Annotated in this window: 19 protein-coding genes; 12 read left to right on the forward strand and 7 right to left on the reverse strand. The window is 67.0% G+C overall.

All coding sequences use genetic code 11. From position 1 onward, the window contains the following. The first annotated feature begins 2 nt into the window (after nucleotides 1-2). A complete protein-coding gene (locus tag DPM12_RS11145) occupies nucleotides 3-809 on the forward strand; it encodes an adenosylcobinamide-GDP ribazoletransferase (RefSeq protein WP_164465320.1) in 807 nt (268 codons plus the stop codon). 27 nt (nucleotides 810-836) lie between these two features. Here the strand turns inward: DPM12_RS11145 and DPM12_RS11150 are convergent, their stop codons facing one another. The 5 genes from DPM12_RS11150 to DPM12_RS11170 form a co-directional block, all read right to left on the reverse strand. Next, a complete protein-coding gene (locus DPM12_RS11150) occupies nucleotides 837-1,433 on the reverse strand; it encodes an isochorismatase family protein (protein WP_112258395.1) in 597 nt (198 codons plus the stop codon). Nucleotides 1,434-1,540: 107 nt separating this feature from the next. Further along, the gene (locus DPM12_RS11155) at nucleotides 1,541-2,062 is read right to left on the reverse strand and encodes a gamma carbonic anhydrase family protein (RefSeq protein ID WP_112258396.1); all 522 of its coding nucleotides are present in this window, start codon (nucleotides 2,060-2,062) and stop codon (nucleotides 1,541-1,543) included. A 91-nt stretch (nucleotides 2,063-2,153) separates the two neighbouring features. After that, a complete protein-coding gene (locus DPM12_RS11160) occupies nucleotides 2,154-2,894 on the reverse strand; it encodes a TetR/AcrR family transcriptional regulator (protein WP_112258397.1) in 741 nt (246 codons plus the stop codon). 42 nt (nucleotides 2,895-2,936) lie between these two features. Further along, nucleotides 2,937-3,848 carry an RNA polymerase sigma-70 factor gene (locus tag DPM12_RS11165; RefSeq protein WP_164465319.1) on the reverse strand — a complete coding sequence of 304 codons (912 nt, stop codon included), beginning with the start codon at nucleotides 3,846-3,848 and terminating at the stop codon, nucleotides 2,937-2,939. After that, nucleotides 3,845-4,396 carry a carboxymuconolactone decarboxylase family protein gene (locus tag DPM12_RS11170; protein ID WP_112258399.1) on the reverse strand — a complete coding sequence of 184 codons (552 nt, stop codon included), beginning with the start codon at nucleotides 4,394-4,396 and terminating at the stop codon, nucleotides 3,845-3,847. The genes DPM12_RS11165 and DPM12_RS11170 overlap by 4 nt, the downstream gene beginning before the upstream one ends. Nucleotides 4,397-4,490: 94 nt before the next feature. Between DPM12_RS11170 and DPM12_RS11175 the strand changes: the two genes are divergently transcribed. The 4 genes from DPM12_RS11175 (at nucleotide 4,491) to DPM12_RS11190 (ending at nucleotide 7,625) form a co-directional block, all read left to right on the forward strand. Continuing rightward, a complete protein-coding gene (locus DPM12_RS11175; protein ID WP_112258400.1) occupies nucleotides 4,491-4,910 on the forward strand; it encodes a TIGR03668 family PPOX class F420-dependent oxidoreductase in 420 nt (139 codons plus the stop codon). A gap of 187 nt (nucleotides 4,911-5,097) precedes the next feature. Further along, complete coding sequence (locus tag DPM12_RS11180; RefSeq protein WP_112258401.1) at nucleotides 5,098-5,643, forward strand: alpha/beta fold hydrolase; 546 nt, start codon at nucleotides 5,098-5,100, stop codon at nucleotides 5,641-5,643. A gap of 231 nt (nucleotides 5,644-5,874) precedes the next feature. Then, nucleotides 5,875-6,609: a nuclear transport factor 2 family protein gene (locus DPM12_RS11185; RefSeq protein WP_123788611.1), complete on the forward strand. Its 735-nt coding sequence runs from the start codon at nucleotides 5,875-5,877 to the stop codon at nucleotides 6,607-6,609. Then, nucleotides 6,606-7,625 (forward strand): hypothetical protein, encoded by a 1,020-nt coding sequence (locus tag DPM12_RS11190; protein WP_112258403.1) that lies wholly within the window; start codon nucleotides 6,606-6,608, stop codon nucleotides 7,623-7,625. The genes DPM12_RS11185 and DPM12_RS11190 overlap by 4 nt, the downstream gene beginning before the upstream one ends. A gap of 44 nt (nucleotides 7,626-7,669) precedes the next feature. On the opposite strand, the gene DPM12_RS11195 is transcribed toward DPM12_RS11190, so the two are convergent. Continuing rightward, nucleotides 7,670-10,708, reverse strand: coding sequence for an AAA family ATPase (locus DPM12_RS11195; protein ID WP_112258404.1), 3,039 nt, complete (start codon nucleotides 10,706-10,708; stop codon nucleotides 7,670-7,672). Next, nucleotides 10,708-11,889: an exonuclease SbcCD subunit D gene (locus tag DPM12_RS11200; RefSeq protein WP_112258405.1), complete on the reverse strand. Its 1,182-nt coding sequence runs from the start codon at nucleotides 11,887-11,889 to the stop codon at nucleotides 10,708-10,710. The genes DPM12_RS11195 and DPM12_RS11200 overlap by 1 nt, the downstream gene beginning before the upstream one ends. Between DPM12_RS11200 and DPM12_RS11205 the strand changes: the two genes are divergently transcribed. The 7 genes from DPM12_RS11205 to DPM12_RS11235 all read left to right on the forward strand — a co-directional run bounded on the left by DPM12_RS11205 (nucleotide 11,888) and on the right by DPM12_RS11235 (nucleotide 19,224). Continuing rightward, nucleotides 11,888-12,115 (forward strand): hypothetical protein, encoded by a 228-nt coding sequence (locus DPM12_RS11205; RefSeq protein WP_112258406.1) that lies wholly within the window; start codon nucleotides 11,888-11,890, stop codon nucleotides 12,113-12,115. The two genes, DPM12_RS11200 and DPM12_RS11205, sit on opposite strands and share 2 nt — an antisense overlap. Before the next feature lie 44 nt (nucleotides 12,116-12,159). Beyond that, nucleotides 12,160-12,723 carry a glucose-6-phosphate isomerase family protein gene (locus DPM12_RS11210; protein WP_158542856.1) on the forward strand — a complete coding sequence of 188 codons (564 nt, stop codon included), beginning with the start codon at nucleotides 12,160-12,162 and terminating at the stop codon, nucleotides 12,721-12,723. Between the two features lie 18 nt (nucleotides 12,724-12,741). Next, nucleotides 12,742-13,752: an NAD(P)-dependent oxidoreductase gene (locus DPM12_RS11215; protein ID WP_211658808.1), complete on the forward strand. Its 1,011-nt coding sequence runs from the start codon at nucleotides 12,742-12,744 to the stop codon at nucleotides 13,750-13,752. Between the two features lie 119 nt (nucleotides 13,753-13,871). Next, nucleotides 13,872-15,083 (forward strand): sugar ABC transporter substrate-binding protein, encoded by a 1,212-nt coding sequence (locus tag DPM12_RS11220; protein ID WP_211658809.1) that lies wholly within the window; start codon nucleotides 13,872-13,874, stop codon nucleotides 15,081-15,083. Continuing rightward, nucleotides 15,080-16,579, forward strand: coding sequence for a sugar ABC transporter ATP-binding protein (locus DPM12_RS11225; RefSeq protein ID WP_158542857.1), 1,500 nt, complete (start codon nucleotides 15,080-15,082; stop codon nucleotides 16,577-16,579). Before DPM12_RS11220 ends, DPM12_RS11225 begins: the two co-directional genes overlap by 4 nt. Beyond that, the gene (locus tag DPM12_RS11230; protein ID WP_112258410.1) at nucleotides 16,572-17,621 is read left to right on the forward strand and encodes an ABC transporter permease; all 1,050 of its coding nucleotides are present in this window, start codon (nucleotides 16,572-16,574) and stop codon (nucleotides 17,619-17,621) included. The genes DPM12_RS11225 and DPM12_RS11230 overlap by 8 nt, the downstream gene beginning before the upstream one ends. Nucleotides 17,622-17,706: 85 nt before the next feature. After that, nucleotides 17,707-19,224, forward strand: a complete 1,518-nt coding sequence (locus DPM12_RS11235) for a UTRA domain-containing protein (protein ID WP_158542858.1) — start codon at nucleotides 17,707-17,709, stop codon at nucleotides 19,222-19,224. The last annotated feature ends 76 nt before the right edge of the window (nucleotides 19,225-19,300 follow it).

Here is a 19,300-nt window from a genome sequence, read left to right on the forward strand (position 1 = left end):
GTATGACGATGGACGCGTGGCGGCTTTCCGTCGGGACGTTGACGACGGTCCCGATCGGTGCTCCGATCGCGGTCGGTAGCCGCGTCGCTGCCTCCGCGATGGTTCTCGCGCCCGTGACTGCCCTGCTGCTCGCGGTCCCGGCAGGCATGGTGTTCTGGATCGCGCTCGTTTCCGGAACGGGGTCTCTCGTCGCCGCTGTCCTCGTTGTCGTGACCCTGCGGCTGGGGGACCGGGCGTTTCACCTCGACGGGCTGGCGGACACCGCCGACGGCCTCGCTGCCTCATATGATCGGGAACGCTCGCTGGCTGTCATGCGCACGGGAGATACCGGACCGGCGGGGGTCGTAGCTGTCGTCATGGTGCTCATGGCCCAGATCGCCGGGGCAGCTCACCTCGGCACCGTGGGGCTGGCCGGCGGCACCGAGGTGGCGGCGGGTGCCGGTGTCGCGGGCAGCGTGGTCGTATCGCGGGCGATGCTCACGCTCGGCTGCGTGCGTGGTGTCCCGGCGGCCCGCCCGGACGGCCTCGGCGCCGTGGTTGCGGGCACGGTCGGGCGGCTACGGGCCGCCGGGCTGCTCCTTCTGGTCAGCGTGATCTTTGGTGGGGTGCTGCTCGCCGCCGACCCGTCGGCCGAGATGATCTCCTCGTGGTCGGCTCCGGTGGCCCTCGGTGTCGCCGGTGCCGCGACGGCTCTCGTGCTGCGCCGGTGCATTCAGAGGTTCGGCGGCATCAGTGGCGACGTCCTCGGCGCGATCGTCGAAATGGCACTTGCCGCGAGCTTGCTGACTCTCGCGGCTCTTGCGGGCTAGCCGTCGCGGCAGCGGCACGGCCGTGGCTCAACGTACGGTGGCGCCGGCTGCCGTCATCTCCGACAGGGCACGATCACCGTCACCAGGCTGGAGATCGACGGGGCGGGTGGCATCCGTGAGGACGACGGCGTCGAACCCGAGACGCTGCGCGTCCAGCACCGTCTCCTTGACGCAGACGTCTTGTGCCAGACCGACGACGACGACGTTCTCGACGCCTCGGTCGCGCAAGAGGCCCTCGAGTTCGGTGCGGTCCTCCTTGCCGCTGCTGGGATCGCGGACGCTGAAACCGGAGTAGCCGTCCTCACCGCCGGTACCCTTGCGCACGACGGGTCCATCGACGACCCGCAAAGCGCCGTGGAGTTCGGCTCCCCAGGTGTCGCGCACGCAGTGGACCGGCCACGTGCCACCGTCCTTCTGGAAGTGCGGAGTGGACGGTGGATGCCAGTCCTGCGTGTAGACGACGAGTGACCCCGCCTCGTGCGCTGCGTCGATCTCCCGGTTGACAGCTTCGATGGCGGCATCGCCACCGGACACGTACAGGTTGCCGTCCGGGTGGGCGAAGTCGTTCTGGACGTCGACGACCACCAGGGCGGTCGTGGAGTCATATGTCGTCTGCTCAGCCACGGCTGCTCCTCATGGAGACGTATGACCTTCCACGTCCAAGCTTAGGAGCGAATCGCGCCGGTCGGCAGCACGCGTGCGATCTCGGAAACGTCCGCGAGACCCGCGTGTCAGGCGGGCCGCGCTTCCCGGGCGTACTGGCGGGCGAGCGTGCCGTAGATCTCGGCGTTTTGCTGGATCGACGCGAACTCCTCGTCGGTCAGCGAACGACGGACCTTGCCGGGAACGCCGGCCACCAACGAGCGCTCCGGGATCTCGGTGTCCTCCAACACGACGGCTCCAGCCGCGACCAGCGACCCGGCACCGATCCGCGCCCCGTTCATGACGGTGGCGCTCATGCCGATCAGGACGTCGTCACCGACGGTGCAACCGTGCAGGACGGCGCGATGCCCTACCGAGACACCGGAACCGAGGGCGAGCGGACGGTTCGGGTCAGTGTGCAGGACACAGCCATCTTGAACGTTGCTGTTGGCACCGATGATCATCGTGTCACCGTCGGCGCGCAGGATCGCGCCATACCAGATGCTCGTCCCGTCCTCCAGGACGACCTGTCCGATCAGCGTGGCGGTGTCCGCGATCCAGGTCGCCATGCCGGTCCGTGGCCGGTGACCACCGATTTCGATCACGCCCATGTTTCTCCTCTTGTCACGTCGATGCCATACCAGCGCCGCGCCGTGCCGCCGCGAACAGCGCGGAGCCCATCCGGGATCGGCCCGAACGCCGTCATTCCCGGGTGGTGAGCAATCGTTCCAGGCCGTCGAGCAGGAGCGCGAGCCCGAACTCGAAGTCGTAGCGGGGATCCGTGTGCGGGGCGCCGATGGCGGTTCCGACGCGCTCGGTCACGGGAAGGTACATATCGCTCAGGTGTACGGCGAGCGACGGCGCGATCGTATACCACCATTGGTCGTCGGTCATCCCGCTGCGTTCCGCGTCTCGCCTGATCTCCAGCGTGCGGCGCGCGGCTCCGGCAGTGTGCTTGTGAACCGCCTCGATGACTGCCGCCATCTCGCGCTCGTCGAGGCCGATATCGTCGACGACGCGGAACTCGGCTTCGGCTTGCCGGTGACCGTTCGGCCCGAGCAGCGGCCGGGTGACGGGAACCTCGAGTAACCACGGGTGCCGTTGGTAGAGGTGCCAGTAGCTGTCGGCGATCCGTTCGAGCGCCGCGCGCCAGTTTCCGCCGGACGGCTCGACCTCGGGCAGTTCGGCGATGACCCGCTCGGCCATGACCGGCACGAGCTCGGCCTTCGTGGATATGTAGTTGTAGAGCGACATCGTGCCCACGCCGAGCTCGTGGGCCAGCCCTCGCATCGACACGCCGTCGAGACCTGACGTATCGGCGAGGGCAATGGCCGCGTCCGCGATCTTTCCAACGGACAGACCGGTTCGGCGCGCCGGCACGTCGTGGGCGCGGAACAGGAGCGCGAGGACCTTCTCCTGGTCGGGATAGTCACGCTCGGCCATAGTGTGCCCCTCGATCACCACGACGTCTGGTCAGGAGACACCTTAGGCGCCGGCATACCTCTCGTCCGGTGAACGCCGGGCAACGATCGCCCGAGTGCCGGCGCGGGCCAGTCCAGCCATCCGTTCCGGGTTGCGGAAGAGGAGGAGGCGCGTGATGCAGCCGTGCTGGATTTCGAACAACAGGGCCGCTCTCGGCTCGTCACCGCGCCAGCCGACGACTGCCGGTGCGTAGTTGAGCTCGGTGTACTCGTACTCGAGTTGTTGCGACTCGTCCTTTTGCACAATGCCGAGGATCGTTCGCGCCACCCTGTCGGCCGTGACGACGGGGTGGCGCGGCGCCTTCGCCTTGCCGCCGGAATCGGAGATCATGACGACGTCCGGTGCCAGCACGCCCACGAGCGCCTGCACGTCGCCGCCCTCCGCCGCCTGGAGGAAACGCGAGGTGACCTCCTGGCGTTGTGCAGGATCGGTATCGAAACGTGGCCGGCGCTCGTGCACGTGCTGGCGTGCCCGCCGGGCGAGCTGGCGGACGCTGGCCTCGCTGCGTTCGAGAACGGTGGCGATCTCCGCATGCGGCAGGCCGAAGACCTCTCGCAGGACGAAGACGGCCCGTTCGAGCGGTGCCAGTGTCTCCAGAACCACGAGCATGGCCATCGAGACATCCTCGGCACGCTCGACGTCGGTGGCGGCGTCGGGACTGGTGATCAGGGGTTCCGGCAGCCACGAACCGACGTAGGTCTCCCGCTGGGTCCGCAGCGTGCGCAGCCGGTTCAGCGAGAGCCTCGTCGTGATCCGCACGAGGTACGCCCGGGGATCGGCGACATCGCTACGGTCGGCGGCGGACCAGCGCAGCCACGTGTCCTGGACGACGTCCTCGGCGTCGGCGACGTTGCCAAGCATCTCGTAGGCGACCGTGAACAGTAGCCGCCGATGCTGGTCGAACGGGTCGCTCACTGCGCGGGCACCTCGCACTGTTCCTTGAAACCCTGGCTGGTCAGCCCCAACGCCGAGTTTATCCGGCTGCGGAAGTTCTCATGCGCCACCATCGCGGTGAGCTCGACGAACGCGGCCCTTCCGAGATCGTCGATCAGCGCGGTGACCATCTCGTCGGTGACCTCCGGCGGCGTCGTGGTCATTGCCTCGGTGTAGTCCATGACGCGGCGTTCGAGGTCGGTGTAGACGTCGCTGTCGCGCCAGCGTGGCACGTCGCGCAGCTTGGCCGGGTCGATGCCGCGGTGGTGGTTCTCCCAGTACCCGAAGTCCATGCACCACGAGCATCCGATCTGTGCGGCGCTGGTCATGGTGGCGAGTGCCTTGAGCGTGGGATCGAGAGCGTTCCATCGAGCGAGACGGAGCTCGGTGAGGCTGATGGTGCGCAGCACCTTGGTGTTGTGGCCCGCCGCCAGGGTGGGCTGAATCTCGGCCCCGAAACGGCGGCGGCAGTACCACGCGGCCAGCCGGTTCTGCAGCGTGCGCGGCGGATCGAGCGAGATTCGTGCCATGGCGTACCTCCTATCGGTCTCTCGTGTGCTACCCGTGAAGACACGCAGCGGGCTGCGGGTGTGACACCGCGGCCTAGCGTTCATCATGAGAAGCATGCGGCTGAGTGTGGACGAGTGCCGGCGCCGGGCGAGCGCCGAGCGAGTGGCCCGGTTGGCGACGGTGGGTGATGGCACCAAGCCACACATCGTGCCGGTGACGTTCGTGGTGGAGGGTGACCGGTTCATCACCGGTGTCGACCAGAAGCCGAAGTCGACGACGCGGCTGCGGCGGTTGCGCAACATCGTGGAAAATCCTCAGGTCGCGGTGCTGTGGGACCACTACGACGACGACTGGTCGCAGCTGTGGTGGGTCCGCGCCGACGGGCACGCGAGCGTCGTCGAGGAGGACGGGGCGAGAGATTCGGCGGCCGATCTGCTCACGGCCAAGTACGCCCAGTATGCCGCCGACCCTCCGCGCGGGCCGGTGATCGTCGTCGAGATCGATTCGTGGCTGGGCTGGGCCTACGGGGAATGACGGAACGCGGAGCTCCGCCGCGCGAACCGGAGCGGTTGGCTCACCTGTCGAAGACCGCACCCCACTGCTGTTCTGCCTGTTGGAAGATAAAGTTCATTCACCTCTTCCCAACAGTTTCATTTGACGCTAGCCTAGTTTTACTAGTCAATTTGATCAGTGCACGCTAGACCAGGATCGAGGTAGCGGCATGCAGATCACATTCGCACAGGCAGGGGAAGGTCCACCGCTCGTGTTGCTCCGCGGCACCACCAGTGACAGTCGCGCGTGGCAACCACAACTCGAAGGTCTCTCGGACGAGTTCACCGTCGTCGCGTGGGACGGGCCGCGCCTGAACGGCTCGTCCCGTTCCGAGAGTCTCCGCCCGTCGGCATGTGTCGACTACTTGGCAGGTTTCATTCGCACGCTCGGGTTGGGCCGGCCTCACGTGCTGGGCCTGGCGTCCGGTACGGCGCTCGCGCTTGAGCTGTACCGGCGCTACCCCGATGTCCCCCAGAGCCTCGTCCTCGCCGAGGCCGAGCTTCCCGCAGGCTTGCCTGCGATCGACATCCCGACACTATTGCTGTACGGCGACCGTAACGGTCGCACACCGTTGGACACCGCCCGGAACTTGCACGCCCGGATTCCCGTGTCGCAGCTGGCCGTGCTGCCAGGACTCGGAAAGAACGGCCATGTCAAGGCGCCCGATGTGTTCAACGCCGAAGTCCGCTCCTTCCTGCGTTCCGTCCGTAACTGATCCGGATTGATCCGGCAGACCTGCCACAAGAGGAGAGATGCAGCGGCCGCATGACCCGGCGGGTGGCACGACGGCCTGACTGATCACGACGATCAGTTGCTTCGTGTTCCGGTGTCATGCGGCCCTGCCATGTCATTGATCATTTTCCTCTGGACGACGGAAGATGCGTAACCCGGAGCCCCGCGTTAGGCTGACTTCTGGTCATAACGGTCGTTTGTGTCGAGGAGTCGAATGCGGGCCAGAATCCGGATGGCCGTGACGGGGTGCATTCTTGCCCCGTTCGTTCTGGCCGGTTGTGGGTCCAGCGGCGACGAACCTGCCGGTCTGGACGCCACTGACGACACGTCGACCGCGGCCGAGACACCTGGCTCGGATGACGCGAACAATCCAGATGAATCGCCCACATCGGACACCTCTCCGGACGCCGAAGACGACGGCGACGGTGATGCGAGCAGCGGAACCCCGGCGCCGACGTTCACCCAGCCGTACCTGGAGGAGGAGAACGTCGTCGAGCTGCGCGATATCGCGCCCGTCGAGCCGCACGACGACGCCACCGACGAGGAGGCAGAGGTCCTCGAGACGCTGGGGCGATATACAGCGGCATTTGAACAGATCATGTGGGGCGTGTCGTTTGAAGACTCGGGCATCGAGGAATACGTGATCGATCCGAACCTGACGACGGTGCGTGAACACGCTGCCGAGTTGGAAGAGCGCGAGATGGTCAGTGTCGGACCACCTGTCGAAGAGGTGGCGCTGTCGGTGAACATCGACGGGGACACGGCTTCGGCAGAGACCTGCCTGAATACGCGTGGATGGATAGATGTGCCTGGTGACGGCTCGGCGCCGAGCTCTGCTGATCCGCTGCGGGTGGTGCAGTCGGAGCTAGAGCGGGTTGATGGGGAATGGAAGGTGAGTCGCGTGGTGCATGACTACGACGTCTCTCCCTGCGAAGGGATCTTCGAATGAGTAGCTGGATTCGACGGCTCGGTAGTGGAGTTCTGGCGAGTACCCTCGTTCTGCCGCTGACCTTTACTCATGCCTGGGCAGACGGATGGGGCGGTGGCTCCGACGATGATTCGAACGAGGTCGAGGGGACCGTTGACCAGACCATCGTGATCGAGGGCGATACGGTTCCCGGCGGAAGTTCGACGGAGACCGTGTCGGTCCCAGCGCGCTGCTGGTGGGAGCCTTTCGCCGATCACGATACATTCCGCTCCTTCTGGCAGGGGGCTCTGCTCGCGTTTCCTCCGCTCATTCTCCTCCTGCCGTCGCCGGACTATGTCGACAGGATCGAAGAAGAAGAAGATCCAGATGACGGCATGTGGTACATGGCTAATTGCATCGAGTTCAACATTGCTGATTTCGAGAAGTTCCTGGGAACGTGCCAGGACTGGTATCCCGATGCGTGCATTCCACAGGTAGCCGTCTGGTGGGAGAACACGGAGACGGAACCGCCGGTGGTGATCCAGCCCGAGGAGCTGGCGCTGGCAGCGCAGGCCAAGCTGGAGATCCCGAGCCCGGAGGTCGATCAGAACCCGAAGGCGGCGGGAACGGAGAACACCACCCTGGTGAACGTCGACACGGGCTACTGGGTGACCGACCCGGAGTCCGTCGGTGGTGAGGACGGCACGCTGACGATGCGGGCCACCATTCCCGAGACGGGCACCTGGGTCGAGGTCGAAGCCGAGACGAACGGCTTGTCGATCAGCTCGCCCGCCGGCGGAACGCAGTGCTCGCCGTCGGAGGCGCTGAATGAATGGTCACCAGGCGAGGATCCGGCTTGTGCGGTGCAGTTCGAGCGAGCCTCGACCACGCATCCGGACGGGTTCCCGGTGACGGCGGAAGCCGTGTGGAACACCCGCTGGCGTGGTGGGATCGACGGTGAACAGACCGATAGCGGCGAGCTGGATACGATCACCGCATCGGAGACGTTCAATGTCCCGGTGGCCGAGGTGCAGTCGGAAGTCACCACGTCGGACTGAGACTGCCGGACCGAGACTGCCGGCCCCCGTTTGGTGCTACCCAGCTAGGCGATGACGTGGAGGGTACTCGGGCCGCTGGCGGACGGGCGCCGCACCTCGATCCGCTCGGGAATGCGGGTCTTGAGCTCTTCGACATGGCTCACAACGCCGACGCTTCGCCCGCCGCTGCGTAGATCTGCCAGCACACCCATGACGTTGTCCAGCGTGTCCGGATCGAGGCTGCCGAATCCTTCGTCGATGAACAGCGTTCCCATGCGCAGGCCACCTGCTTGAGCTGTCACCACGTCCGCGAGACCCAGGGCCAGCGCGAGCGAGACGTAGAAGGTCTCACCACCGGAGAGCGTGTCGGTGCCGCGGGCATGCCCGGTGTGTGCGTCGACGACGCGTAGGCCCAGGCCGGTCCGCCGCGAACCCGCTTGTTTTCCTTCGTGGGATTCGAGAGCGTACCGGCCGGACGACATCTCGACCAGCCGCTCGTTGGCGGCGTCGACCACGCCGTCGAATACGCGCTGCAGGACATAGGTGGCGAGCGGCATGCGCAGGGCGTTGTCGGGCGAGTCGGCGTTGACCAGGCCGGCGACGCGAATCAGCGCTTCGGACTCGGCGTATCGCTGGCGCCGGCGGAGGAGCGCATCGACGATCTTTGCCCGCGCTCGGTGGCTGCGTTCGAGCCGCTGGTCACTCGTGGCCATGGCGCGCTGCAGTTCTTCGAACTCGCCGTCGCGCCGGTCGAGCTCGGTGCGGGCAGCCGTCACGTCGATGTGCGCGTCCGGGTCCACCCCCACCAGATCGGGTGCGGCCAGCCGGCCGTCGACCTCGTGCATGCGCCGGGACCAATCCTGCACGGCCGTCTCCAGATCGTCGAGCTCGGCTGCGGGAAGGAGTGCGGAGCGGGCGTCGTCCTCGGTGGGGAAGCCGGCGGCCGTGATGACCTCGTCCACCTCCCGTTCACGGCGGGTGTGCTCGTCGGCGTGCCGCTCGACGTCGGCGAGTGCTGACGCTAGCTGTTCGGCCGCATGGGCGCGGCGTTCGAGATCGGCAACACGTGCCGCGATCGTGGAGAAGCCGGCACGCTCGCTGGCCACCCGGGCCTCGTCTCGGTCGATGGCCTCGGACAGGGCGGTGATCTGCGCGTCCACACCGGCAATGTCGGCGGCGGCCTGGCGACGTTCCTCGGTGAGATCGTCGAGCTCCTGCCGGTGACGGTCGAGATTCTCGCCCAGCTCGCCGACCCGTTGCTGCGCCGTTTCGGCCGCGTCGATGGCCGCGTCGGTCTCGCTTAGCCGCCGCCGTAACTCGTCGTCGGTATGCCCGTCGAGCCTGCCCTCCAGTTCGGCGACACGGGTCGACGCCCGCGTGACGTCCTGCTGCCGGGCGTCGCGCTCGTGCTCGCGTTCCTTGCGTGCTTGCTCGGCGCTCTCGACCTGCTCCCGCGTCACGTCACCGGCTGCGCGGGTGGCCGGTGCCGGGTGCTCGGTGGCCCCGCAGACCCGGCAGGGCTCGCCGTCGACGAGCTCGTCGGCGATCTCGGCGGCAATTCCCGCGAGGTACCGGCGACGGAGGTCGGACTCGAGTTCGCTGGCCTCGGCGAGGCGACGCAACGCGTCCTGATGGGCGGTTTCGGCCGATTCGTGCTGGTGCCGCGCGGCCACCAGGGCATCATGCACGCTGAGCAGCTCGTGTATCCCGGTGCGTTCGTGGCGGAGGGAATCCAGGGACGCGGCGGTCTTGCGGGCGGCATCCAGTTCGGTTTCCACGCTGGCGATCTCTGCTGGAAGGGCGGTGCACCGAGACTCGATCGTCTCGAGATTGGCGGCCAGCTTCGTGCGGTCGCGTTGCAACGTGGTCAGCTGATCGCGGCGATCGGGGAGCCGGGCCTCGACCTCCAGTACATCTTCGAGACCGATGACGATGTCCCGGAGCTCGCGGTGCGTCCTCGACACGTCCTGGTGGCGCGCCGTGGCAACGTCGATGCCCGGAAGCTCGACCGTCGCCCGCAGGTCCTCGACACGCCGCTGCGCGGTGTCCAGGCGGCCGCGTACGTCGTCGAGCGCGTGAATGGAGCTCTCGCACCTGGCCGCGCGTCGGCCCGCGTCGAGCCGGCGTTCGCGTTCTTCCTGTTCGCTTCGTTCTGCTTCGAGCTGGTCCTTCGCGGCGCGTGCTGCCCGTAGCCGGTCTCGCCGCTCGCGGTGTTGTTCCAGCTCGTGGAGGTGGTTGGCGGCTTCGTGACGTGTGGCCTCCACCTCCGCGTGCCGCAGCTCGCACGCCTGGTGCTGCGTTTCGAGCCCGGTGTGGATGTCGACGATCCGGGCCAGGAGCACGGCGTCGGCCTCGTCTCGCTCCCGGGCGGTGGCGGTGATGGCTACTTCGGTGAGGTCAGAGACGGCCCGCGCGCCATCGTCGTCGAGCCCGACGCCGTCCACGAACGACTCGGTGGCGAACCGGACCTGCTGATCCGCCCGGTCGCATTCCTGGCGGGCGGCGACGCGGCGGCGCCGTAGATCCTCCTGGACCTGCTCGTAGTGTTCCGTGCCGAAGATCCGCTGCAAGATGTCGCGTCGCTCGTCGCTCTTGGACTCCAGAAACCGGGCGAACTCGCCTTGCGGGAGGACGACGGTCTTGACGAACTGCTCCCGGGTCAGCCCGATCGCCTCCAGGATCTCGGCATCTGCCTCTCCCGCGCGCGTGGACAGCGGATCGCCGTCGAGCCCGTCCGGACTGGTGGCCTTCCACAGCTTCACGCTTGCTTGCTGGGTGACCGTGCCTTCGCCGCGCTTCTTGGGGCGCTCGAACTCCGGCGTGCGGCGCACCCGGAAGATCCCTCGACCGGTCTCGAAGACGAGCTCGACGAACGGCTCGGCGTTCCTGTCGCGATGGTCAGAGACCAGGCGGTGCTTGCTCGAATTCCCGCCCGCCACCTGGCCGTAGAGGGCGAAGACGAGGGCGTCGATGATGGTCGACTTTCCCGCTCCCGTGGGGCCGTCGAGCAAGAAGAGCCCACCGGCGGTGAGCTCGCGGAAGTCGATGTGCTGCTCGTCGCGGAAGGGTCCGAGTGCGGCGAAGGTCAGCTCGTGCAGGTGCATCAATCCTCCCGCTCGCCGACGAGTACGGCGTCGTGAGATGTCTGCAAGCAGGTGAGCTCGGTATCAGTGGCAGGCTGCCCGGTGACGTGTTCGACGAAGTCGCGCATCACGTGCAAGGGGTCGGTCTTGCGCGGGTTCGCCACGCCGGTGCTGGTGCCGATCGTGCTGGCCGGAGGCGCGTGCCGGATCTCTAGCAGGTGCGGGAATCGGTGCGCGACGCGTTCTCGCATCTGCGGCGGGCGCGCGGCGTCGGTGATCGTGACCTGGGCCCAGGCCTCCTCGTGCGCCGCGAAATCAGGATCGGTAAGGATCTCGTCGAGCGTTCCGGTGATCCGCGCCATCGGCCGGGGCTGCGCGATGGGGATCGGCCTGATCTCGGCCACGCCGCTGGCGTCCAGCTCCACCACCGTCACCGACTTCTCCTGCTCGGCCTCGGAGAACGAGAACCGTAGCGGCGATCCCGAGTAGCGCAACCGCGTTGCCCCGTCCTGCGCCTTCGGTTCCTGCGGGCCGTGCAGGTGGCCGAGGGCGACGTAGCTGGCGCCGTCGAACACCGCGCTGGGAACCGAATCGACACCGCCGACCCGGATATCGCGCTCGCTCTCCGACGTATCCGGAGGTATCCCGCCGACGACGAATGCGTGTGCCATGACGACGGTGCGCATGCCGCGTGCCTCGCGGGCGTCGATGTCCTCCCACACCCGGCGCATGGCCGCCGTACATACGGCTTCGTGTGATCGGGCCAGCGGCTCGTCGCCCGTGGCCAGGGTGTGCCGGCATCCGTCCGGGTCGAGATAGGGGAACGGGTAGACGATCACGGGCCCGTGCTGATCTTCGAGCTCGATGGGGTGACCGGTGCGCTCGGCCCGCGTCACGACGTGCAGGCGATCGGGAAACAGCGACGATCCGTAGCCGAGGCGCGCCGCGGAGTCGTGATTGCCGGAGGTGACGATCACCGTAGCGTGTTCGGTCAGTCGCCTGAGCGTTTGCTCCAGAAGCCGGACGGCTTCGACGGGCGGAATCGCGCGGTCGAAGACGTCGCCGGAAACCAGGACGGCGTCGGCGCTCTCTGCCTCGGCGATCTCCACGATCTGGTCGAGCGCGGTGGCTTGATGATCGAGGAGATCGAGACCGTGCAGCGTCCGGCCGAGATGCCAGTCCGAGGTGTGGAGAAGGCGCATGGGCATCCTTCTGCTGAGCCAGTGGATCAACGCTGTCGTGCTTCAGGATGCCAGCCATGCCCGACAGTTTCCGGACACCGCGCCGGGCGAACACCCGACTCGTCACCCGGGTGCGGCGCCCGAACGGCCGTGCACGCCGGCTCCCCTGGCCATGCACGCTGCGTCCCCCGCCGTGCACGCGGAATCCCTCGCCGGGCGGCTCATCGGACATATTGATGGGCCGTAGCTAGCATGAGAGGATGTTGTCCGTACATGCTAGGAGGGCCGTTCATGCAGCCGAAGCTGGACCCGTTCACCACATTGCTTGAGCTGAAATCAGGGGCGCTGGACCCCGAGCGGGGAACTCCTCAGGTGCGAACGCAGGAGGACCTGCGGGGCTTCTTCCAAGTCGCCCCGGAAGATCCCGACCGCGTCGTGTATCAGGTCCTGCCGATGCCGGTCCCGAAAGAGAACTCGGAGATCCAGTGCTCGACGACCATCATCGAGCCGGGCACGGTCGGTGACGAGTACTACATGACCAAGGGGCACTTCCACGCCGTGCGTGACCGCTCGGAGATCTATCTTGGCCTCTCCGGCGAGGGCCGGCTGATCCTCGCCACCGAGGACGGGCGGTATCGCGTGGAGCCCATCCGCGAGGGAACGATCAATTACGTGCCGGGCGGCTGGGCGCACCGCAGCGTCAACGTGGGCGATGACCCTCTCGTCTTCTTCGCGGCGTATGTCGGTGATGCCGGCCAGGATTACGCCACCATCGAGCGGGACGGCTTTCCCGTGCTCATCGGTCCCGGCGACGACGGTCCCGCGGTCCGCGAGAACCCCACCTATCCCAGCTGATTCGCGACCATCATGTCCGTGCAGGCCGAGCAATCCGTGCAGGCCAATCAGGCAAAGCGGCCCGTCGTGCTCGTGACGAGTCGCTCTTTCGGATCGGGCCACGCGGACCCGGAGGCGCTGCTCGCGGGCGCGGGCCTGGACGTCGTTCGTGGCGACCCGGCTCACGGTCTCGATGCGCTCACCGATCCCCTCGCCCGCGCATCCGGATGGATCGCCGGCTCTGCTCCGGTGCGGGCCGAGCACCTTCGCCAGGCGCCGAGGCTGCGGATCGTCGCCCGGTACGGAACCGGGGTCGACGCGGTCGATCTGGCCGCCGCGCAGGCGCGGGGAATCGTCGTCACGAACACGCCGGGCGCCAATACGGAGGCCGTGGCGGACTACACGCTGGCGTTGATCACGAGCAGCACCCGGAACGTCGTCGAGGCGGACCGAGCTGTGCGCGAAGGATCGCCGTGCCGGTTCGTGGGTCGTGAGCTGGGCTCGCTGACGGTCGGTGTCATCGGCATGGGAAACATCGGCCGCGCCGTCGCCCGGCGAATGGCCGGGCTCGGGGCGGCGGTTCTCGGTGCCGATCCGGCCGTGCCCGCCGACATCTTCGACCGCTACGACGTCCGCCCGTGCCCGCTCGACGAGCTGGTGCGCTCGTGTGACGTCATATCCCTGCATTGCCCGGGTGGTGGCCCGCCGGTCCTGGACCGTGCCCTGCTCGCCAACGTGCGTGCGGGTGCCGTGATCGTCAACACCGCGCGCGCCGACGTCGTCGACGAGTCGGCACTGGCAGAGCTTCTGCACGCGGGCAAGCTCGGGGCGGTCGCGTCGGATGTCACGAGTGACGAGAACGGCCCGCTGCGCTCCGCGCCGCGGGCGGTGCTGACCCCGCACATCGCCGGGCACACGGCAGAAGCAGTCGACCGGATGGGGATGACCGCTGCCCAGGACGTGAGACGGGTCCTCGTCGGGAACGAACCGCCGTCACATCCGGTCCCGCGACGTCGCGGCGTATCGGCGGACGATGCTGGCCAGGGTTGAGGTGGTGGTAGGACCGTAGACGTGAGATCTATCATCCTGTACGGACATGATGATAAAGTCAGTCCAATCTATCTCGCTCCGCCACTCGGCGTTCCGGGCGCCAGAAAGGATGCGTCCCCATGAGCAGGCTACATACACGTTGGAGAATCTCCGCCGCCATGGTTTCCGTGATGATGATCCTCGCGGCTTGCGGGGAGGGCGTGGAGATCGATGACCCCGAAGCGACCGATGCCGGTGCGGACGGGGAGGAAGCCGACGCCGGTGCGATCACCATAGGCTGGACGCCCCCGGACATCACGGGCGTGTTCCAGACCGCGACCGACTTCTTCGAGCAGGCTGCCGAGCAGGCCAGCGAGCACGGTCTGGACGTCGAGGTACTCAGCAGGTCCCCAGAGACGCACGTCGACTTCGGCGACCAGGTTGCCATTGTCGAGGACTACATCACCTCCGGCGTCGACGTGATCGCCATCTCGCCAGCCGACACCGAAGCCATCAAGCCGGCCATCGACCAGGCCGAAGAGGCCGGCATCCCGGTCGTCATGGTGAACCTGCTCGAAGAGCAGGAAGACGTCGAGATCGCGTCGTACATCGGCTTCGACAACACCGAGGCCGCCAAGGTCTCCGCCTACTCGGTACTCGACTACTACGGGGGCCCCGGCGTGCTCGGAGACGGTGAGCAGGTCGACGTCGGCTCCGACGAGTTCCTCGATCTCGAATTCTGGGAGGACCTGTACGCCGACGTCGACCTCTCGGACATCGAGGCCGAGGGTGTGATCATCGAAGGGATCGCCGGGACCTTCTTTTCCGAGGCGCGGCTCACCGGCTTCCGGGAAGTCATCGACCAAGCCGAGAACGTCGAGATCATAGCAGAGCCGATCGCCGGGGACTGGAACCGGGAAGAAGGCATCGATGCCACGGAGACGTTCCTTTCCCGCTTCGGGCCGGGCGAGCTCGACTTCATCTGGGCCGCGTCGAATGAGATGGGGCTCGGTGCGATGCTCACCGCCGAACGGGAAGGGCGGCTGGACGACACCGGCGGCTCGACTCCGCCCGACGACGAGCTCGTGGCCGTCTTCACCAACGACGTCACCCCCGAGTCGACCGAGGCGATCCGCCAAGGTCAGATCATCGCCGAGACTCACCACGGGTTCGCGGAGTGGGGATGGTTCGGGACGGAATTCGCCGTCCGGCTGGCGTGCGGGATGGACGTGCCAGAGTTCGAGGACATCCGCCCGCGCACGGCCTGGGAAGGCAACGCCGACCTCTTCTATCCCGACCCGGCTCTGCGAGACATCGACTGGGAAGAGATCGCGGCCGAATGCGAGGCATGACCAGCGGGAGTCTCTTGAGCCTGCGGGACGTCTCGAAGGCGTATCCGGGCGTGCAGGCTCTCGCTGGTGTCGATCTCGACATCGACGCCAGCGAGGTGCACGCGCTCCTGGGCGAGAACGGCGCGGGCAAGTCCACCCTGATGAAGATCATCGCAGGTTCGGTCAAACCGGATCGAGGCGAGCTGCTTCTCGACGGCACGCCCTTGCCGGCCGGGTCACCCGCCCGGGCACGACGGCACGGCATCGGCGCCGTCTACCAGGAGCTCAGCTTGATATCGACCATGTCGGTTGGCGAGAACGTCCTGCTCGGCCAGTGGCAACGCTCCAGGCGGATGGTGGATCTCAGGCTTACCGAGGAGGCGGCGGTGCCGTATCTCGAACGGATCGGCCTGGACGTTTCAGCTGCGACGCCGGTCCGCGAGCTCGGTGTGGCAGAGCGCCAGCTCGTGGAGATCGCCAAGGCGCTCTCGTTCGACGTCCGGGTGCTCCTGCTCGACGAGCCGACCTCCGCCCTGTCCGAGGTGGAGTCCCGTCGCCTGTTCGACGTGATCCGCGATCTCGTCGATGACGGAGTTGCCGTCATCTACGTGTCCCACCGCCTTCCCGAGATTCTGGAAGTGGCGGACCAGATCACGGTCTTGCGCGACGGCGAGCGGGTCGGTCAGATCTCGGCGGCCGAGGCCAGCGAGCACCAGCTGGCCAGCATGATGATCGGCCGTTCTGTCACCGAGCAGCCGGTGTCCACCGATGACGGGTCCCCAGAAAGGGACACGTCCGTCGTGCTGCGGGCACGCCAGTTCGGCCGGCCACCACGCCTGAAACCGCTGGACCTCACCCTGCGAAAGGGCGAGATCGCCGCGGTTTTCGGGCTGGTCGGTGCGGGCAGGAGTCGATTGGCTCGGACGCTGTTCGGAATAGAACCGGCGAGCGCGGGAGAACTGGAGCTCTTCGGGCGGAGGGTCGAGCTGCGCTCACCCGCCGACGCCATCGCCGCCGGTATCGGCTACGTCGGTGAAGACCGTTCCGCCGGCCTGATCTCCGCCATGACCGTGGGAGAGAACATCACCCTGGCCAGCATGCCCAGGACCGGGCGCGGGCCCCTGCTCGGATTGGACGACGAGAAAGCCCTGGCCGAGCAGTACATCAAGGAGTTGAACATCCGCACGCCGTCGGTACATACCCGGGTGGGCGCGTTGTCAGGCGGGAACCAGCAAAAGGTGCTCCTCGCGCGTTGGCTGTGCACGGGAGCCCGGTTGTTGCTCCTCGACGACCCCGTGCGCGGGGTGGATGTCGGCGCCAAGGAGGAAGTCTTCCGGCTGGTCCGCGAGCTGGCCACGGCAGGAGTCACGATCCTCTACATCACATCCGAGATCCGGGAAGCGCGGACGCTCGGGGACCGCATCCTCGTCATGGCGGACGGCAGCATCGTCGACGAGCTGTCTCCGGACGCGTCCGACGATCGTGTCATGACCGCAGCTGGAGGCGTCGATGTCTGAACTCTCGTCCCGAGTGCCCGGCACCGTGGCTCGCGCCAAGCAGCGAGCAGGCCAGACCGGGGTGCGGATCCTCGACGGTGCCGGCGGGCTCGGCGGCGCGATCGTCATCCTGGTGCTGCTCATGCTGGTCTTCTCCGTGCTTTCCCCAGCCTTTCTGAGTACTGACAACCTGTTGAACGTCCTGCGGCAGCACTCGGTCTTGCTCATTCTGGCCGTAGGCCAGACGCTGGTCATCATCTCCCGAGGCATCGATCTGTCGGTCGCCGCCACGGCCGCGCTTGCCGGATCGGTGATGGGTGTGACGTATGCGCACTTCGGCCTGCCACAGGGCATCGCGATCCTATTCGGTCTCCTGTCCGGATTCGCCGTGGGCGCGTTCAACGGCTGGGTCATCACTCGCTGGAACGTGCCGGACATCATCGCCACCCTGGGAATGCTGACGGCGATCCGCGGCGTGGCACTCCTCGTGACGGGTGGACAACCGGTGCCGGACTTCACGGAGGTCGTCGAGGGCCGGCGGATGCCGCCGGTGATCACGACCTTGGCGGCCGGCAGCTACTACGGGGTGCCGCTGATCATCGTCGTCGCGCTCCTGTGTTGCGGAATCGGGGCGTTCATCCTGGGCCGCACGAAGCTCGGCAGATCCATCGTCGCCGTCGGGGGCAACCGGGAAGCGGCGCACGTGTCCGGAATCAACGTCGACAAGACAAAGTTCCTCGTCTACCTCACCTCCGGTGGCCTCGCCGCGATCGGAGGCATGATGTTGAGCGGCCGGCTAGCCAGCGCCAATGCTCACATGGCGAACCTGATGGAACTCAGCACGATCGCCGCCGTGGTCATCGGTGGGACGGCTCTCTTCGGCGGCGAGGGCCGCGTGAGCGGGACGATCATCGGCGTCTTCATCATGGGTCTGCTGGCCAACGGGCTCAACATCCTGGGACTATCGGATTTCTGGCAGCGAGTGGCCACCGGATTGATCATTATCGTGGTCGTTGCCCTGGATCAGTGGCGCCGACGTGTCGCCGCGCGCAATACATCGTAGGAGGGTGTATTGATGTCCTGTCATAACATGATGACGTGCATGATGTGTGCAGCACTGTCCGTCTGAGCCAGCGCCTGGAGGATGTGTGACCGCTGACGCCGAGGGTCAGAAGTTCCTCGAGCTTGGTGAGATCGATCGAACGTCGCCGATTCCGCTGTATCACCAGCTGGAGTACCTGTTGCGGCGCGACATCGAAGCCGGCCGGTATCGCCCCGGGGACACCTTGCCGTCCGAAGGCGAGATCTGTGCCCGGTACGAGGTGTCGCGCAGCGTCGTGCGGCAGACGCTGACCAATCTCACCCATGCCGGCCTCATCCGCACCGAGCGGGGGCGGGGCAGCTTCGTTGCCGAAAAGAAGCTGCACGAGCGATTCGTGCAACGCACCACCGGGCTGTACGACGACCTGCGCCGCAGGGGTTATGAGATCCGTACCCATGTGGTGCGCCAGGTCGTGGCCGAGCTGCCGCTGCCCGTGCAGGAGTTTCTGCAAACCGAGGAGGGAGTACAGATCGATCGGGTGCGCTCGGTCGACGGGCGCGTGCTGACCTTCATCCGCTCCTTCATCCCGGCGTCGGCCTGTCCGGGCCTCGAGCACGCCGAACTGGAAGACCGCTCGCTGTACAAGGTCCTGTCGGACGACTATGGCCGGGAGGTGGCCAGTGGTCGCCGTACCGTCGAGGCCGTCAAGGCCGACGGCGAGGTGGCCAGGCACCTCGGCGTCGATGAGGGGGAACCGCTGCTGCTCCTGCGCAGTTCCAGCAGGGACAAGAACGGCGAGCCGTTCGAGTGGTTCGAAGCGTGGCATCGCGGCGATCGCACGATGTTCGAGATCGAAATCGTGCCGGGTGCGGCCGACCAGCCGTTCAGCAGCGTGGTACGCCCGGAAGCGGACACCCCCTCGACCAAGCTGTCGGAAGCGTCGACGCCGCCAGAAGCGTCGATGGCAGCTCCGGCGCCGGCGCCGGCGGTGCCTCTCGCCGACACGATGCGGCACGCCGGGGTCGTCGCCGTGCTGCGAGCCGCGCACTACAGCAGTCCCGCTGCGGTTGCGCGCGTGCTCGCGCAACACGGGCTGCAAATCGTCGAGATCACGCTGTCCGGCGGCAACGCCTTGGACGCGGTTGCTGACGCGCGGACCGTCGAGAACGTGCTTGTTGGTGCGGGTACGGTGACCAGCGCGCAGCACGCCCGGGACGCGATCGCTGCGGGGGCACAGTTCCTCGTCGCTCCAGCCGGTGCTCACGATGTCCTCAGCGCGGCTGGCACCACGCCAGTGATCTTCACCGGGTTCACCCTCAACGAGATCTGGTCGGCCTGGCTGTCGACGTCGGCACCCGTCAAGGTGTTCCCGGCTTCCGTGGGTGGCCCGGGCTATGTGTCAACGCTGCACAGCCAGATATCCGACGTTCCCTTGCTGGCTGCCGGTGGGGTCTCGGCCGGCGACGCCGCCAGCTACGTCGACGCGGGCGCCGTCGCCGTCGCCGTCGGCGAGTCGCTGTGCCCGTCGGACGCCCTGCAATCGGGCGATCTCGACGCGATCGCCGACCACGCGGCCCGCTTCCGTGATGCCCTCACCCCACCCCCGTCCTTCCCCACCCGCTGATCATGAACACTAATCGACCTATGGGCAGGTTCAATCGGTGCTTGCAATGAGCAGCTGGTTGAGCCGCTGGGTTGGA

Origin of the sequence: Phytoactinopolyspora halophila, from assembly GCF_003287285.1 — a bacterium.
Lineage (GTDB): Bacteria > Actinomycetota > Actinomycetes > Jiangellales > Jiangellaceae > Phytoactinopolyspora_A > Phytoactinopolyspora_A halophila.